Origin of the sequence: Saccharothrix sp. CCNWYY140 (assembly GCF_037401995.1) — a bacterium.
Classification (GTDB): Bacteria; Actinomycetota; Actinomycetes; order Mycobacteriales; family Pseudonocardiaceae; genus Actinosynnema.
Genome location: NZ_JBBEGC010000054.1, coordinates 1 through 16,698, shown reverse-complemented (window position 1 = coordinate 16,698; position 16,698 = coordinate 1). Strand labels below are relative to the sequence as shown.

Here is a 16,698-nt window from a genome sequence, read left to right as displayed (position 1 = left end):
TTTTGTGCGATGTCCACAAAACTGTTTCCAGGTGATTTCCGCCACGTTCGGGTTCGAGAAGCTACGCGGCGGCCGGTAGGACTGTCAACACTTTCCCGAATGGGTGCCGGGTGACCCGAACGGCCTATTGTCGGATAGGGGTCGAGCAGGTCACCCTCTCCTTCGCCCGGCGTGGAACACCGATTCCAGGTGTTTCATCGATTCTGGCGAAAAACGCCGGGAAAAGTTGTCGAGAACCGCACTGGAGGTGTCCCGTGAGCGCGTCCGCGGAAACGGAACTGCGCGCCTGGCTGGTGCGCGCGGTCGCCGAGGTCACCGACACCCCGGTGGAGGAGGGCGACGCCGACCAACCGCTGGCCGAGCTGGGCCTGTCCTCGCGAGACGCGGTCGTCCTGGCCGGCACCCTGGGCGACCACCTGCACCACCCGGTCCCGCCCACACTCCTGTGGCAACACCCAACGATCACCCGCCTCGCCCACCACCTGACCACCCACTCCGCCCCAGCCCCCGACCCCTCGCACGAGCAGTCCACGCAGACTGTCGTCCCCTCGCGTGAGCAGTCCGCGCAGACTGTCGTCCCTTCGCACGAGCGGCCCACGTGGACTGTCGGTCCCTCGCGCGAGCAGTCCGCGTGGACTGTCGGTCCCTCGTGGGACGATGGAGACGGGGGCCGGAGGCCGGCCCCCGAACCGATCGCCGTGGTCGGCGTCGGCTGCCGCCTGCCCGGCGGCGTCACCAGTCCCGAGGAGCTGTGGCGGTTCCTCCGCGCCGGCGGCGACGGGATCGTGCCGGTGCCGCCCGACCGGTGGCCCGGGTTGCCCGCGGACGTGCCGCGCTGGGGCGGTTTCCTGCCCGACATCAAGGGCTTCGACGCCGAGTTCTTCGGCATCGCGCCCCGCGAGGCGGCGGCCATCGACCCCCAACAACGACTCGTGCTCGAAGTCTCGTGGGAGGCGCTGCACCACGCGGGCATCGCGCCCTCCACCCTGCGCGGCACCCGAACCGGGGTGTTCGTGGGCATCTCGACCGGCGAGTACGGGGCGGCGCAGTCCGTCGACGCCCGGCGAGTCGAGCCGTGGACGGCGACGGGGGGCGCGCTGAGCATCGCGGCCAACCGGGTGTCCTACCTGCTCGACCTGCGGGGACCGAGCACAGCGATCGACACGGCGTGCTCGTCGTCGCTGGTCGCCGTCCACCACGCCGTGCGCAGCCTGCGGTCAGGCGAAACCGACACCGCCGTAGTCGCCGGGGTGAACGTCCTGCTGGGTGGCGCGGTCACAGCGGCCTTCGCGCGGGCCGGACTGCTGGCGGCGGACGGCCGGTGCAAGCCGTTCTCGTTGTCGGCGAACGGGATCGCGCGGGCCGAGGGGTGCGCCGCGGTGGTGCTCAAGCGCGTGTCGGACGCGCGGCGGGACGGGGACCGGGTGCTCGCGGTGATCCGGGCCAGTGGCGTGAACTCCGACGGCCGGTCCAACGGCCTGATGGCACCCAATCCGGCGGCGCAGGCGGCGTTGTTGCGGGAGGTGTACGCGGAGGCCGGCGTCGACCCGGCTTCCGCGGACTACGTCGAGGCGCACGGCACCGGCACCCTGCTCGGCGACCCCATCGAAGCCGGCGCGCTGGACGCGGTGCTGGGCGCGGGGCGCGCGGCGGACCGGCCGTTGCTGGTGGGGTCGGCGAAGTCGAACTTCGGGCACACCGAGGCGGCGGCGGGCGTGGTCGGACTGGTGAAGGCGGTACTCGCGCTGCACCACGGTGAGCTGCCGCCGACCTTGCACTTCGACGGACCCAACCCGCACATCGATTTCGAGCGCTTGGCCGTGGTGACGCGGGCGCGGCCGTGGCCCCGGTACGGCGGGCGGATGACGGCGGGTGTGTCGTCGTTCGGCTTCGGCGGGACCAACGCGCACGTGGTGCTGGAGGAGGCAACCAACCCGGTCGTGCCGGCGGTCGAGGGACCGTGCGTCCTGGTCGTGCCCGGGGCAATCGAGGAACGCGTTCGTGCTTACGCCGCGCGACTGGCCGACTGGATCACCGATCGCGAGCGCTCGGGCGACTGGATCACCGACCGGGACCTGCCCGCCATAGCCGCCACCCTCGCCCGCCGCCGCGGCGACGAGCCGTTCGCAGCAGCCGTATCCGCCCCCTCGGCTGAGGCGGCCGTGTCGACCGAGGCCGCCGGGGTGGGAGTGGTCGACCTGTCGGCCGGGGCCGCCGGAGCTGCCGGGCCAGCTGGGGCCACTGGAGTGGCCAGGGCGGCCGAGGTGGGAAGGGCGGCCATGTCGGCTGGGGCTGGGGCTGGGGCTGGGGCTGGGGCTGGGGCTGGGGCTGGGGCTGGGGCTGGGGCTGGGGCTGGGGCTGGGGCGATCGTGGATGCCCTGCGGCAGGTTGCCAAGGGACGCGTGGAGAACGTTCGTCGGGGGAACGATCGTTTGGTTTTTGTCTTTTCCGGTTATGGCTCCGGGTGGGCTGGGATGGGGCGGCGGCTGTTGGAGCACGAGTCGGTGTTCGCCGCTGCCGTGGACGAGGTCGATCGGCTGGTCGCGCCCTGGTCGGTGCGGGACTTGATCGGCAACCCCACCGCGAGCCTGGGGGATGGGCAGGTTGTGCTGTTCGGGGTTCAACTAGCGCTCGCCCGGCTGTGGGAAGCGCGCGGGATACGGGCGTCGGCGGTGGTCGGGCAGTCGGCCGGGGAGGTCGCGGCGGCGGTGGTCAGCGGGGCGTTGGGGCTTGCCGATGCCGCGCGGGTCGTTACTACCCGCGCGCGGCTCCTGGACACGATCGACGGGGGCGGCGCGATGGCGGCGGTGGAGCTGGCGCCGGAGGAGGTGGACGATCCCGCGCTGTGCGTCGCCGTCCACGCCGCGCCCCGGCGGTGCACGGTGTCCGGTCCCGAGGAGCGCGTCCGGGCGCTGGTCGCACGGGTCGAGGCGGCGGGTGGTTCGGCTCGGTTGCTGCCGTTGCGGACCAGTGGCCACTCCCCCGCCGTCGAATCGGTGTTGGCGGAGCTTGTCGATGAGCTGAGCGGGATCGAGGGGGTCGAACCGCGGATTCCTTTTTACGGCACGGTGTTGGCGGATCCTCGGCAGGAACCGACGTTTACGGCGGGCTACTGGGCGGAGCACATGCGGCAACCCGTTCGCTTCGCCCACGCGGTGTCCGCAGCGGTCGAGGACGGGTTCACGACGTTCCTTGAAGTGTCCCCGCACCCGGTCGCCCTGCCGGCCATCGCCGAGACCGCGCCGGACGCCGTCCTCGTCCCCACCCTGCGCCGGGACACCGACGACCTGAGCACCTTCCACGACAACCTGCTCGCCCTCCACCTCCACGGCGCGGTCCCGGCCACCGGCGTCACCGACGTCCCCACGGCACCCTGGCAACACCGCGAGCACTGGACCACGCCCCCGACCTCGTCGGCGGGCCACCCGCTGCTAGGCGTGCACGTCGAACTCCCCTCCGGCGTGCACGCCTGGCAGTCCGACGTCGGCCTCGACGCGCACCCTTGGCTCGCTGACCACCGCGTCCAGGACGTCCCCGTGCTCCCCGCCGCCGCTTACGTCGAACTCGCGCTCGCGGCGGCGGACGTCCTCGACGGGCCGCACGAAGTCCGGGACATCACCTTCGACCACCTCCTCCCCCTCGCCGACCACGTCCCGATCACGACCACCCTCAACGGCCACACGGTCGAGGTCAACGCCAAGAACGGCGACGAGTGGGTTCGGCACGCCACCGCCACACTTGTTCCAAAACAAGACCCTGAGCCGTTCGCGAGAGTCCACAGTGGACAGGCAGTCGCACTGTACGAGGTGATGGCCGAAGCGGGCATGGACTACGGCCCCGCCTTCCGCACCGTGCTCGAAGCACGCGCCGACCAGGGCACGGCCACCTGCCGCCTACGGCCGCCGGACGGTCCCGACCGTGACTTCCACCTGCCCCCGACCCTCCTCGACGGCTGCCTGCACGCCCTGGCCGCCGCCGCGTCCGCCACGGGACTGCCCACGGGCATCGGCACCGTCCGCCTGCACGGCGATCCGCGCCGCGCCCACACCGCCGAGGCGACCGTCACCGGGCGCGCGGTCCGCCTGTTCGACGCGGACGGTCACCTCCTGCTGGAAGTCCTGGGCGTGCGGGCCAAGCAGCTCACCGGGCTCACGGTCGAACACAGGTGGGAGCGCGCGGACCTGCCAGCCGGCGAGCACAAGCCCCGGACGTGGCTGCTGGACGACCCCGCCATCGCCGACGCGCTGGTCCGTGCCGGCCACCGGGTCACCGACGACCCGGCCGAGGCGGACGGGGTGGTCTTCGTGCCGCGTTCGCTCGCCGACGACCTACACCGGCTGGCAGACGTCCGGACGGGGAGGCTCTGGGTGGTGACGCGGGGCGCGGTGGCGCTCGCCGGGGAGCCGGGCGTGCCAGATCAGGCGGCGTTGCGCGGTGCGGTGCGGGTGATGGCCTTCGAGCGACCCGGGCTGCGAGCGTCCATTGTGGACGTCGATGACCTCGACGTGCTGGCCCGGGAGCTGGCGGCCGACCAGCCGGACGACGAGGTGGCCTGGCGGGACGGCATCCGGTACGTGGCCCGCCTGCGACCCGTGGACCTGCCCGAGGAGTTCGCGGTGGAGCCCGGGGCGTACGTGATCACGGGCGGTCTCGGGGCGCTCGGTCGGGTGACCGCCGGATGGCTGGCGGAGCGGGGTGCGAGCCGGATCGTGCTGTGCGGACGGTCGGTGCAGGACGTGTCCGGGATCGATGCCGAGGTGGTCGTGGTGACTGGGGACATCGCCGAACAGGGCACCGCACGGCGGGCCGTCGAGGCGGCGGTGCGGGGTGGGGTGCGGTTGCGGGGTGTCGTGCACGCGGCCGGGGTGCTGGTGGATGAACCGCTCGACCGGTTGACACCTGATGGGGTGGCGGCGGTGTTGCGGCCGAAGGTGGAGGGGGCGTTGCGGCTGGCCGAGGCGACTCGGGACCACCGGCTCGACTGGTGGGTGGCGTTCTCGTCGGCGGCTGGGTTGGTCGGGTCGCCGGGGCAGGCCGCTTACGCCACGGCCAACGCCTGGTTGGACGCGTTCACGGCGCGGCTGCGGGCCGAAGGGGTGCCGGCGGCGAGCGTGCAGTACGGGGCGTGGGGCGGGGTCGGGCGGGCGAAGGACGTGCGGAACCCGTTGTTGCGGCCGTTGTCGCCGGCGGAGGGGGTGCGGGCGTTGGAGGCGGTGCTGGCGTCGGGGCGGCGGGCGACCGGGGTGCTGCGGTTCGACCGGGGCGCGGTGGTGGAGCTGTTCCCGGAGTTGGGGCGGCGGCCGTTCTTCTCCGGGTTCCTGGCGGTGGCGGAGGGGCCGGCGGAGGACCGGTTGGCGGCGGTGGTGGCGCGGGTGCTGGGGCACGACGACGTGGACCCGACCGTGCCGCTGACGTCGCTCGGGTTGGACTCGCTGATGGCGATGCGGCTGCGCAACGCGGTGGAGCACGACCTGGGGGTGAGCCTGCCGATCCCGTTGCTGCTCAAGGGTGCCAGCCTCGATGACCTGCTGGAAATCGCCGGGGGCGTGGCCTCCGGCCCCCGACACCATTCTCCCACAGGGGACCGACAATCCGCGGAGGACCGGCAATCCGCGCGGGACCGACTGCCTGCTGGGGATCGACGACCGGGCGGGGATCGACGGCAGGGTGCAGATCGACGACCGGGTGGGGATCGACGGGCTGTGGGGCCGCGGGATCCGGTGGAGCGGTGGTTGGTCGGGTTGTGCGGGCGGGTTGGGTTGGAGCTCGGGGTGCATGACGTTGTGCCCGGTGAGGTTCGGGAGGAACTGCTCGGGCTCATGTGGGAGCGGATCGAGGGCGTCGACGGGCGGCTGTTCGACGGGCTGCCGACTGTCGAGGTGGTGGCCGAGCGGGTGCGGGAGGCGTTTGACGGGATCGGCGGGCCGGTGAGGGTGTTGCGGGAAGGGGGCGCGGGGGTGCCCTTGCACCTCTTTCACCCTGCCGGCGGCCCTACGACCGTCTACCGGCCGCTGGTGGAGTTGCTGGACGACCGGCCCTGTTACGGGTACGAGCGGGTGGACTCCGTGGCGGACATCCCGGGGAAGGCGCGGCACTACGTGCAGTTGGTGCGATCCGTGCAGCCCGGAGGGCCGTACGTCTTGGGTGGGTGGTCGTTCGGCGGGTGTCTGGCGCACGAAGTGGCTTGTCAGCTGGTCGAGGCCGGTGAGCGGGTCGACGTGGTGGTGATGATCGACACCGTTCGGCCGTTGCCGGCGCCGGAGGTGTCCGGGGCCGACTTGGTGCGGCATCGGTTTGAGCGGTTTGTGGCGCACATCGAGCGGACGTACGGGGCCGCGGTCGAGCTGCCCTGGGCGGAACTGGCCGGGATGGACGACGTGGGGCAGGTGGACGCCGTGCTGAAGGCGATGGTGGACGCCGGGGTGGGGATCAGTGAAGGGGCGTTGCGGCATCAGAAGACGTCGTACCTGGACGCCCGTGCGGCCGAGCGGTACGAGCCGCGTCGCTTCCCCGGGCGGGTGGTGTTTTACCGGGCCGAGGAGCGGGAGACGTTGACGACCGTGTTGGACCCCCGCTACCTGCGCCGCCAGGAGGACGACGACCTGGGCTGGGCGGACGCGTGCGGGGAGCTGGAGGTGGTGCCGGTGCCCGGTGACCACCTGTCGATGGTGGACCTGCCGCACGTCGTGGTGCTCGCCGAGCACCTGGCGAAGGTGTTGGCGCAGTAGGGTTCCCCGGCGCGCGGGGTGAGGGCTGGTCCCCCCGCGCGCCGGGGACGATCACAGGCCGGTCGTGTAGAGCAGGCGGTTGACCGTGCCGCCGGTGGTGCCGCCGCTGATCACGTTCGGCGTGGCGTTGGCGTTGAGCCAGTTGTGCACGGTCGCCGAGGACGCGTCGCCGTAGCGGGACTTGTAGAGCGCGGCGACGCCGGCGACGTGCGGCGTGGCCATCGACGTGCCGCTCTTGGCGCCGCTGCCGCCGGTGTTCAGCGTCGAGATGATCGAGCCGCCGGGGGCGTACAGGTCCACGCACGCGCCGGTGCTGGAGAACGACGACCGGGCGTCGGTGCGCTCCGAGGACGCCACCACCGACGCCGTCTCCACCTTGCGCGGCAGGCGGTCGCAGGAGTTGCCGCCCGTGTTGCCGGCCGAGGTGGCCAGGAAGACGCCGGAGGAGATCATGTTGCGGATCGCGGTCTCCAGGCTGGCGTTGGCCGGGTAGTTCCACGACGTGTTGGCCACGGCCGGCTTCTGGGCGTTCGCGGTCACCCAGTTGATCGCCGCGATCGCCGCGGAGGTGGTGGTGCTGCCGGAGCAGTTCATCATCTTCACGCCGTGCAGCCGGACACCCTTGGCGACGCCGTAGGTGTTCGAGCCGACCGTGCCGGCCACGTGCGTGCCGTGGCCCTGGCAGTCGGTGTTGTTGGTGTCGATGGCGTTGTAGTCGAACGTGGCCCGGCCGCCGAAGTCCGCGTGGCCGGGCGTGATGCCGGTGTCGATGATGTAGGCGTGCACGCCGGAACCGTTGACGTTCCAGGTGTAGCTGTTGGACAGCGGCAGGTTGCGCTGGTCGACGCGGTCGATGCCCCACGACGGCGGGTTGGTCTGGGTGGCGTCGAGCGCGTCGGTGACCAGCATGTCCTGCTCGATCAGCCGCACCGACGGGTCGCGGCTGAGCTTGCGCAGCTGCGCCGGGGTGAGCTTGGCGGCGAACCCGGTGAACGCGGAGTCGTACACGTGGGTCGGGGTCACGCCGGCCGCCGCCGCGGCGCCCAGGCCGCGCGCGGAGCGGTCCAGCGTGACGATGTAGCTGTCCTTGATCGGCTGGGACGTGGCGGTCGCCTGGGCGGTGACGATCCGGGCCTGGTGCGGCTCGGCGGCGGCGACCCCGGTGGCCATCGTGGCCGCGGTCGCGGCGGAGGCGAGGACGGCGAGTGTTCTGAAGGCAGGGCGCACTGATCGGCTCCTCGGGTCACCCGCGGACGCGTGCGCTCCGCCGCAGGGTTGACGGAGCGGACTTCACTCGTCCGGGGTTCAACCCAGGAGCCTGATCAGCGTCTCAGCGCCGGTCAACGGTCATCCACTGAATAGCCGCCGCCCCCTTCACGCTCGGTCGACATAACCGGCAACTGGTGAGGAGCGGACACCTCTTGTGGCCGTCGCGGCACCGCCAGCCGGGTCATGGCGACACCGGCGAGCACCACGGCCATGCCCACGACGATCCGGACCGTCAACGGCTCCCCCAGCACGATCGCGCCCAACGCCACCGACACCACGGGCAGCAGGTAGCCGACCGTCGCGGCGGCGGTGGGACCCTCGTCCTCGATGATCCGGTAGTTCAGGACGAAGGTGACCCCGGTCCCGAAGACCCCGAGCACCACCACCGCCACCACCGCGGTCACGTTCAGGTGCGCCGGCCCGGACGTGGGCAGGGCCAGAGCGCTCCACGCCGTCGCCGCGGTCAGCTGAGCGGCGGAGATCGCCAGCGGACCGCCCTTCCCGACCAGGTGGCGACCCATGTAGAGGAAGGCGATCGCGTAGCTGGCGGCGGCGCCCAGCAACGCCAGCGCACCCAGGCTCATCAGGCCGTTCTGCTGCCACGGCGCGAAGATCAGCACCACGCCCGCGAAGCCCAGGGCCAGCCCGCCCAGCCGCACCGGCCGCAGGTCGCGGTCCAGACCCACCGAGAACCCGATCACCAGCGACCACAGCGGGGTCGTGGCGTTGATCACGCCCGCCACACCCGAGTCCACGCTCTGCTGCCCGATCGCGAACAACGCGAACGGCACCGCGTTGCAGAACAGGGCGGCCACGGCCAGGTGGCCCCACGTGCGCGGGTCGCGCGGCAGCCGCTGACCGCCCACGCGGGCCAGGACCAGCAGCACCGCCGCGCCCAGGGCGCAGCGGATCACGGTGAGCTGGACGGGCGCCAGGCCGGTGAGGGCCAGTTCGATCCACAGGAAGCACGAACCCCACAACAGGGCCAGAGCACCCGTCCGCAACACCGATCGACTCGTCATGCCCTTCACGCTGCCCGACGGAACCCATCAGGAAAAGTGAAGGCTTCTTGAGCTGTTTTAAGCGCTACTTCACTATCGCGTGTGGACCCACAGCGCTTCCACCCCGTGCACGATGGACGCCGTCCGGAACGCCGGACGCTCGTCGGCCATCCGCAGGTCCGGGAACCGCCGCAACAACGCCGGGTACGCGGCCCGCAACTCCATCCGCGCCAGCTCGGCACCCACACAGCGGTGTGCGCCGTAGCCGAACGCGAGGTGCTGCGACACCTTGCGCGCCGAGTCGAAGTCCAGCTTCTCCAGGCCTTCGCGGTTGGCGGCGCTCAGCGACACCACCACGACGTCCCCCTCTTGGATCGGCGTGTCCGCGATCACCATGTCGTGCTTGGCGAACCGCGGGAACGCCACCTGCACCACGGTCAGGTGGCGCAGCAACTCCTCCACCACCGGACCCACGGCGGCGTCGTCGTCACGCATCCGCGCCCGCGCCTCCGGATCGCTCATCAGCACGATCGCGCCCAGCGCCAACATGCTCGCGGTGGTGTCGAACCCACCGGTGAGCACGCCGTCGGCGAGCCCGGCCAACTCCTCGTCGCTGACGTCGTCCCCGTGCTCCCGGATGATCATGCCGATCAGCCCGTCGCCCGGGTTCTTGCGCTCCTTTCGGACGATCTGCTCCATGTAGCGGAGCGACTCGGAGATCGCCCCGAGCGCCTGCGTCGCACCGCCGAACAGGTCGAACCGCGCCGCCGCCAGCTCCTGGAACCGCGCCCGGTCCTCGTAGGGCACCCCCAGCAGCTCGCAGATCGTCAGCGACGGGATCGGCAGCGCGAACTCCTGCACCAGGTCGACCGGCCCCCCGGCCGCCTCCATCGCGTCCAGCCGCTCGGTCACGATCTCGTCGATGCGCGGCACCAGCCGCGCCAGCCGCCGCATCGTGAACTCGGGCGTGAGCAGCTTGCGCAGCCGCGTGTGGTCCGGCGGGTCGGCGAACCCGAGACCACCGGGGGTCTGCTCGATCCGCCCCACCGCCGCACCCAGCCGCGCGTAGTCGTTGCTGAACGCGTCTGTGTCGGAAAGCACCTTTTTCGCCTCGTCCTGGCCCGTGACCAACCACACCCGGACGCCGAACGGCACCGGGAGCCGGTGGATCGCGCCGGACTGGCGCATCCGCTCCAACTCGGCCGCGGGAACCACCCCGTCGCGCTTCAACGGCACCAGCGCCCGGTCCGGGAGCAGCGACAACGCGCGCGAACCGATCCTCCCCATGACCCACCGCGTGATCGAACGCCGTGCGACCCACGCCACAAGGCCGTCGCGCACCGACGCCAGAGTCGCCATCCCACACCCCTCTTCCCCAGGATTGATCGAACGACGGTAACCGTTGCAGCGAGTGAGGAGCATCGCGCTACAGGCGGATTGACACGCCATGTCGTGTGACAGACGATCTGCAATCGCGCATGTGCGGGGGAAGCCGGTCGGAGTCCGGCGCTGACCCGCAACGGTAGGTCCGCTCGGCGGACGAGCCCGAACGCCCGCCCTGCGCCGCAACGCTCCCGAAACCGTCGAGGTCAGCGGATCGGAGCCTGGGGGTCGGCGACGGCTGTCCGGGGTCCACCCACGCCCGGAAAGGCCCAACCATGTCGATCGGACGGACCGCCGCCGCCGTCGCCGCCGTCGCGCTGTCGGTGCTCGTGGCCACCCCGGCCGCGGCCCAACCCGCCACCACCTCGACCGCCGAGGCCGGCGCCGGCTGGCTGGCCCGCCGGCTCGTGGACGGCGAGCGGTTCGAGGTGGACTACGGCGGCAAGCTGTACCCCGACCACGGCGGCACGATCGACGCCGTCCTGGCCTTCGCCGCCGCCGGCGTCGCCGAGGACAACGCCCTCAAGGCGACCGCGTGGCTGGCCGAACCCGAGGTGCTGCCCGGCTACATCGGCGACCCCAAGGACTCCGCCTACGCCGGCTCCTACGCCAAGCTCGCCCTCACCGCGCAGGTCCGCGGCGAGGACCCGACCGCGTTCGGCGGCGTCGACCTGATCACCGGGCTGAACTCGCTGCTGACCGCGTCCGGCCGGTTCTCCGACAAGTCGCCCTACCCCGGCGACTACAGCAACGGCTTCAGCCAGTCCTTCGCCGTCCTGGCGCTGGAACGGCACGGCACCGCGCCCAAGGCCGCCGTGGACTACCTGGCCGCCACCGCGTGCCCGACCGGCGGCTACCCGCTGGACCTGGAGCAGGCCACGTGCGTGGCGCAGGTCGACGCGACCGCGATGGCGGCGCAGGCGCTGCTCGCCGCCGGCCGCACCGCCGAGGCCGGCAAGGCAGTCGAGTGGCTGGTCGCGCAGCAGCAGGCCGACGGCGGTTTCGTCGACGTCCTCCAGAAGGGCGACGCGGGCACCACCACCAACGCCAACACCACCGGCCTGGCCGCGCAGGCGCTGCGCGTGGCCGGTGCCACGGCAGCCGCGGACAAGGCGGTCGCGTACCTGAAGGCTCTCCAGGTCGGTTGCGGCGCCGAGCAGGCGGGCGCGATCGCCTACGACGCCAAGGGCTTCTCCCCCGCCAACGCCACCCGCGCCACCGCGCAGGCCGTGCTGGGCCTGGTGGGCACCGGTTTCGCGACGCTGTCGTCCTCCGACGCCAAGGCCACCGCGCCCGTCCTGGACTGCCCCGCCACGACGACGACCACCACCGTCGCCACCACGACCACGTCCGAGACGCCGGCCGCCGGGCCGCAGGCGCAGCAGCCCGAGGTGCTGGCGCGCACCGGCGTGCCCGTCGCTCCCGCCTTGTGGCTGGGGACGCTGCTGGTCGTGGCGGGGGCGTTGGCCTTGGTGCTGGGCCGCCGCCGGTACGCCCCGGCCCGCCAGTCCTCCTCGGTTCGCCGATGAGGCTGGTCGCGCCCCTGCTCGCGCTGGGGTTGGTGCTGCTGGGTGCGCCCGTTCCGGCGTCGGCGGCCTCGGAGTGCGCGGGCGTGACCGTGGTCGTGGACTTCGGGTCGTTGGGCGGCGGTGTGCGGACCGGGTGCGCCGGCGGTGACCCGGGCAGCGGGTTGGCGGCGTTGGGCGGCGCGGGGTTCGCGTTCGACCTGGCCAGCCGGCAGCCCGGGTTCGTGTGCCGGATCAACGGGGTGCCGACGAGCGATCCTTGCTTCAACGCCGCGCCGAACACGGCTTACTGGTCGTACTGGCACGGCACGGCCGGTGGGTCGTGGAGCTACAGCAGTGCCGGCGCGTCGGCGTACGACCCGGCGCCGGGCAGTGTCGAGGGGTGGGCGTTCGGCGCGGGCGGCCAACCCGGCATCGCCCCGCCCGCGCCGGCCCCACAGCCCCAACCGCAACCCCAGCCCCAGCCGCCCGCTCCCGCGCCTGGTCAGCCCGCTCCCGGCCAACCCACCTCGGGGCAGCCGGCGGCGGGTCAGCCCGCACCAGGCCAGCCCGCGCCTGGTCAGACTGCGCCGAGTCAGACCGCGTCGAGCCAGGCCGGGGACAGCTCGACCGGGTCGAGTGCTCCGGCGACCGGTGAGTCGGTCCCGTCCTCGGGGGCCGCGCCCACCACGGAGTCCACCGCGTCCGTGGTGCCGGCCGGGCAGGCGCGGGAGGACCGGGGTGTGCCGGTCGGGTTGATCGTCGGGCTGGCGGTGATGGCCGCGCTGGGTGCGGCCGGGTGGTGGATCGCCCGGCGGCGGGCCGAGAGCGAGTCCGGTGGTGCCGGTTCGTGAGCCGGGCGGTGCACCCGGGCGCGTGGTGGTTGTGGGCGTTGGGGTTGGCGGCGGTGGCCAGTCGCGGCACCAACCCCGTCGTGCTCGGGCTGGTGGTCGCGGTCGCCGGGTTCGTCGCGGTGACCTGCCGCCAGGACACGCCGTGGGCCGACTCCTACGGCGTGTTCTTCAAGTTCGGGCTGGCCGTGATCGGCATCCGGGTGCTGTTCCACATCGTCCTGGGCGGGGTGGACGGGCCGACCGTGCTGGTCGACCTGCCCGAGGTCCCTCTGCCCGACTGGGCGCACGGCATCCGGCTCGGCGGACCCCTGACCGCCGAGGGTCTGGTGTTCGCGTTGTGCCAAGGACTCCAGCTGGCGACCCTGCTGTGCTGCGTCGGCGCGGCCAACGCGCTGGCCAACGCCAAGCGGCTGCTGCGATCGCTGCCCGCCGCCCTCTACGAGGTCAGCGTCGCGGTCGTGGTGGCCATGACGGTCGCGCCCCAGCTCGTGGCCAGTGCGCGGTCGGTGCGGCGGGCGCGGGCGTTGCGCGGTGACGTGGTGCGCGGTGTGCGGGCGGTGAAGCTGCTGCTGGTGCCGGTGTTGGAGGACGCGTTCGAGCGCTCGCTGGTGCTGGCGGCGGCGATGGACTCGCGCGGCTACGGCCGCAACGCCGGCCTGCCCATGCGGACCCGTGTGCTGACCGGGTTCCTGGTGTTGGGTGGTCTGCTCGGGCTGTGCATCGGGGCGTACGCGTTGCTGGGCAGCGGCACGCTCGGCGTGTGGATGCTGGTGGTGGGCGTGGTGCTGTCGGCGGCCGGGCTGTGGACCGGGTCGCGGCGGGTGCGGCGCAGCCGGTACCGGCCCGACACGTGGGGCCTGCGGGAGGCGGTGGTCGTGACGTCCGGGCTGGTCGCGGCGGTGACGGCGTTCCTCGGGCCGGACCTGGTGATGCCGACCGTCCCGCTGACCGCGCCGGACCTGCCGCTGCTGCCCGCGCTGGGCCTGCTGTGCGCGCTCGCGCCGGTGCTGATCGCCGATCGGAAGAGGACATGATCCGGTTCGAGGACGTCTCCGTCACCTACCCCGGCGCCGGGCGCCCGGTGCTGTCCGGGGTGGACCTGGAGGTGCCGGAGGGCGAGCTGTGCCTGGTCGTCGGCCGGACCGGGGCGGGCAAGTCCACGCTGCTGCGCGCGGTCAACGGCTTGGTGCCCCACTTCACCGGCGGCGTGCTCGACGGCCGGGTCCTGGTCGACGGCCGCGACACCCGCACCCACCCGCCGCGCGAGCTGGCCGACGTGGTGGGCCTGGTCGGGCAGGACCCGCAGGCCGGGTTCGTCACCGACTCGGTCGAGGAGGAGCTCGCGTACTCGATGGAGTCGCTGGGCCTGCCCAACCCCGTGATGCGCAAGCGTGTTGAAGAAACCCTGGACCTGCTGGGCCTGGCTGACCTGCGCAACCGGCCCTTGGCCACGCTGTCCGGCGGCCAACAGCAACGGGTCGCGGTCGGCGCCGCGCTCACCGCCCATCCGCGCGTGCTGGTGCTCGACGAGCCGACTTCGGCTCTGGACCCGGGCGCGGCGGAGGACGTGCTGGCCGCCCTGCACCGGCTGGTGCACGACCTGGGCATGACGGTGTTGATCGCGGAACACCGGCTGGAACGCGTGGCCCAGTACGCCGACCGCGTGGTGTGGCTGTCTTCGGATGGGGTGGTCGCCGGCGATCCGGGCCCGGTGCTGGCGTCTGCTCCCGTCGCGCCGCCCGTGGTGCGGTTGGGGCAGTTGGCCGGGTGGGAGCCCGTGCCCGTGTCCATCCGGGACGCGCGGCGGCGGGCGGGTTCGTTGCGCTCGATCTTGGGTGCGCCGGCTCTGGTCGAGCCTGTGGTGGGTGCTGGTGTGGTGCGGGCTTCGGATGTTCGGGTGCGGTACGGGGCTGTCGAGGCTGTGCGGGGCGTGTCGTTGGAGGTCGGTGCGGGCGAGCGGGTGGCGTTGATGGGGCGCAACGGGTCCGGCAAGTCGAGTTTGTTGTGGGCTTTGCAGGGCACGGGGAGGCGGTCCGGGGGTTCGGTGGCGGTGGATGGCGTCGACCCGGCCAGGCTCAAGCCCGGACCTCGGCGGTCGGTGGTCGGGTTGGTGCCGCAGCAGCCCGGTGATCTGTTGTACCTGCACACCGTGGCCGAGGAGTGCCGGCAGGCCGACCGCGAGTCGTCCCGTCCGGCCGGCACGTGCCGGGACCTGCTGGACCGTTTGGCCCCGTCCATTCCGGACGACCGGCATCCTCGGGATCTGTCCGAGGGGCAACGGTTGGCCTTGGCGCTCGCCGTGGCGTTGACGCCGTCGCCGCGGGTGGTGCTGTTGGACGAGCCGACGCGGGGTTTGGACTACCCGGCCAAGACGCGGTTGGCCGAGGCGTTGGCGGGGTTGGCGGACGACGGGCACGCGGTGGTGCTGGCCACGCACGATGTCGAGTTCGTCGCCGAGTACGCGACCCGGGTGGTGGTGATGGCCGATGGAGAGGTGGTCGCCGACGGCCCGACCGCGGAGGTGGTCACCGCATCGCCGACGTTCTCGCCGCAGGTGGCGAAGGTGCTGGCTCCGGAACCGTGGCTGACCGTGGACGCGGTGGCTCGGGCTTTGGCGAACCGATGAGCGTCACTGTTCGGCCGCGTGCGGCTGTCGCGTTGGCCGGGTCTGCGGTGGTCGGGGTGGCTGCTTTCTGCTGGCCGTTGTTCGTGTCGCCCGGGGCTGGGTATGCCGGGATGCCTTGGCTGTTTGCCTTGGTGCTTCCGGTCGTTTTGGGGGTGGCGCTGGCCGAGATCAGTTCCGGTGGGATGGACGCGAAGGCCGTGGCGATGCTGGGCGTGCTGTCGGCGCTGGGCGCGGCGATCCGGCCGTTGGGGGCGGGGACGGCCGGGATCGAGACGGTGTTCTTCCTGTTGGTGCTGGGTGGGCGGGTGTTCGGGCCTGGGTTCGGGTTCGTGTTGGGGAACACGATGTTGTTCGCTTCGGCGTTGCTGACCGGCGGGATCGGACCTTGGCTGCCGTACCAGATGCTGGCGTCGTCTTGGGTGGCCTTGGGGGCGGGGTTGCTGCCTGAGGTGCGGGGGCGGGTGGAGGTGGGGTTGCTCGCCGGGTACAGCGCGGTGGCTTCTTTGGTGTACGGGTTGCTGTTGAACTTGTCGTTTTGGCCGTTTGCGTTGGGGGCGGAGAGCACGAGTTTGTCTTATGTGCCGGGTGGGGATTTGGGGGACAACCTGGTGCGGTTGGTGGGGTTCAGTGTGGCCACGTCGTTGGGGTGGGACGTGGGGCGGGCGGTGACGACTGTGGTGTTGGTGGTGGTGACCGGTCCTGTGCTGCTGCGGACCCTGCGACGAGCCGCCCGCAAGGCGGCGTTCACCCGAACCGCTCCCTGATCCAGTCGCCCTGATCCGCCCCCTCCCGATCACCCGGCCGCGCCGCGCCCACCTGCCGCTCCACCTGAACCCGCCAGCCGCAAGCCCGCTGCACCACCCATCGGACCGACCACGCTGCTCTTCCGCCCGAAGGGTGCTACGCGCCGAAGGCGCGAGCCGAAGCGGCTAGCGACCACGGGAAGGGCGCCTGCCGCGCGGCGAGCGCTGCCTTTCATCTTTGGGAGCGCGAAGCGCGTTCCAAAAGCGCGAAGCGCGTCCGAACTCGCGAGCGCGGAGCGCGTCCTGTTTGAACCCGCGAAGCGTGGATTAGGGAAGCGAAGCGCGAGTCTAAAGATTAAAAGAGCCTCGCCGGTGGGCAGACCACCAAGGATGAGGCGGTCTCCGGTGGTCAGTGCATCACATGAGATGATCTTGCGTGATGGACGGAGGCTTGGGTGCGTGGCATTGCGTTGACGGTCGAGGAGCGGGACGAGATTCTTCGCGGGATCTGCGAGAATCGTACGGCCCGCATGATCGCGGTCGGGTTGGGTCGGAATCCGACGGTGGTGTCGAGGGAGATCGCCCGGAA

Annotated in this window: 10 protein-coding genes and 1 riboswitch; of the genes, 7 read left to right on the top strand and 3 right to left on the bottom strand. The window is 72.2% G+C overall.

Translation table 11 applies throughout. The features are described from left to right. Positions 1-254 precede the first annotated feature (254 nt). Entirely contained in the window at positions 255-6,728 is a 6,474-nt protein-coding gene (locus WBN91_RS22765) for an SDR family NAD(P)-dependent oxidoreductase (protein WP_337729400.1), read from the top strand. A gap of 51 nt (positions 6,729-6,779) precedes the next feature. On the opposite strand, the gene WBN91_RS22760 is transcribed toward WBN91_RS22765, so the two are convergent. From WBN91_RS22760 to WBN91_RS22750, 3 genes are all read right to left on the bottom strand, one after another. Beyond that, complete coding sequence (locus tag WBN91_RS22760; RefSeq protein ID WP_337726120.1) at positions 6,780-7,955, bottom strand: S8 family peptidase; 1,176 nt, start codon at positions 7,953-7,955, stop codon at positions 6,780-6,782. A 113-nt stretch (positions 7,956-8,068) separates the two neighbouring features. After that, positions 8,069-9,019: a DMT family transporter gene (locus WBN91_RS22755; protein WP_337726121.1), complete on the bottom strand. Its 951-nt coding sequence runs from the start codon at positions 9,017-9,019 to the stop codon at positions 8,069-8,071. 72 nt (positions 9,020-9,091) lie between these two features. Continuing rightward, the gene (locus tag WBN91_RS22750; RefSeq protein WP_443217775.1) at positions 9,092-10,357 is read right to left on the bottom strand and encodes a cytochrome P450; all 1,266 of its coding nucleotides are present in this window, start codon (positions 10,355-10,357) and stop codon (positions 9,092-9,094) included. 86 nt (positions 10,358-10,443) lie between these two features. Beyond that, positions 10,444-10,573, top strand: a riboswitch (cobalamin riboswitch). 83 nt (positions 10,574-10,656) lie between these two features. Here WBN91_RS22750 and WBN91_RS22745 point away from each other — a divergent pair. The 6 genes from WBN91_RS22745 to WBN91_RS39205 form a co-directional block, all read left to right on the top strand. Beyond that, positions 10,657-11,910 carry a peptidase gene (locus tag WBN91_RS22745; RefSeq protein ID WP_337726123.1) on the top strand — a complete coding sequence of 418 codons (1,254 nt, stop codon included), beginning with the start codon at positions 10,657-10,659 and terminating at the stop codon, positions 11,908-11,910. Beyond that, on the top strand, positions 11,907-12,740 hold the full coding sequence (locus tag WBN91_RS22740) for a hypothetical protein (protein ID WP_337726124.1): 834 nt from the start codon (positions 11,907-11,909) through the stop codon (positions 12,738-12,740). The genes WBN91_RS22745 and WBN91_RS22740 overlap by 4 nt, the downstream gene beginning before the upstream one ends. Further along, entirely contained in the window at positions 12,737-13,774 is a 1,038-nt protein-coding gene (locus WBN91_RS22735) for a CbiQ family ECF transporter T component (protein ID WP_337726125.1), read from the top strand. The genes WBN91_RS22740 and WBN91_RS22735 overlap by 4 nt, the downstream gene beginning before the upstream one ends. Next, a complete protein-coding gene (locus WBN91_RS22730; RefSeq protein ID WP_337726126.1) occupies positions 13,771-15,366 on the top strand; it encodes an ABC transporter ATP-binding protein in 1,596 nt (531 codons plus the stop codon). The genes WBN91_RS22735 and WBN91_RS22730 overlap by 4 nt, the downstream gene beginning before the upstream one ends. Beyond that, positions 15,363-16,130, top strand: coding sequence for an ECF transporter S component (locus WBN91_RS22725; RefSeq protein ID WP_337726127.1), 768 nt, complete (start codon positions 15,363-15,365; stop codon positions 16,128-16,130). Before WBN91_RS22730 ends, WBN91_RS22725 begins: the two co-directional genes overlap by 4 nt. A 434-nt stretch (positions 16,131-16,564) precedes the next feature. Continuing rightward, positions 16,565-16,698: helix-turn-helix domain-containing protein (locus WBN91_RS39205; protein ID WP_443217777.1), on the top strand; the 134-nt coding region annotated here is incomplete at its 3' end.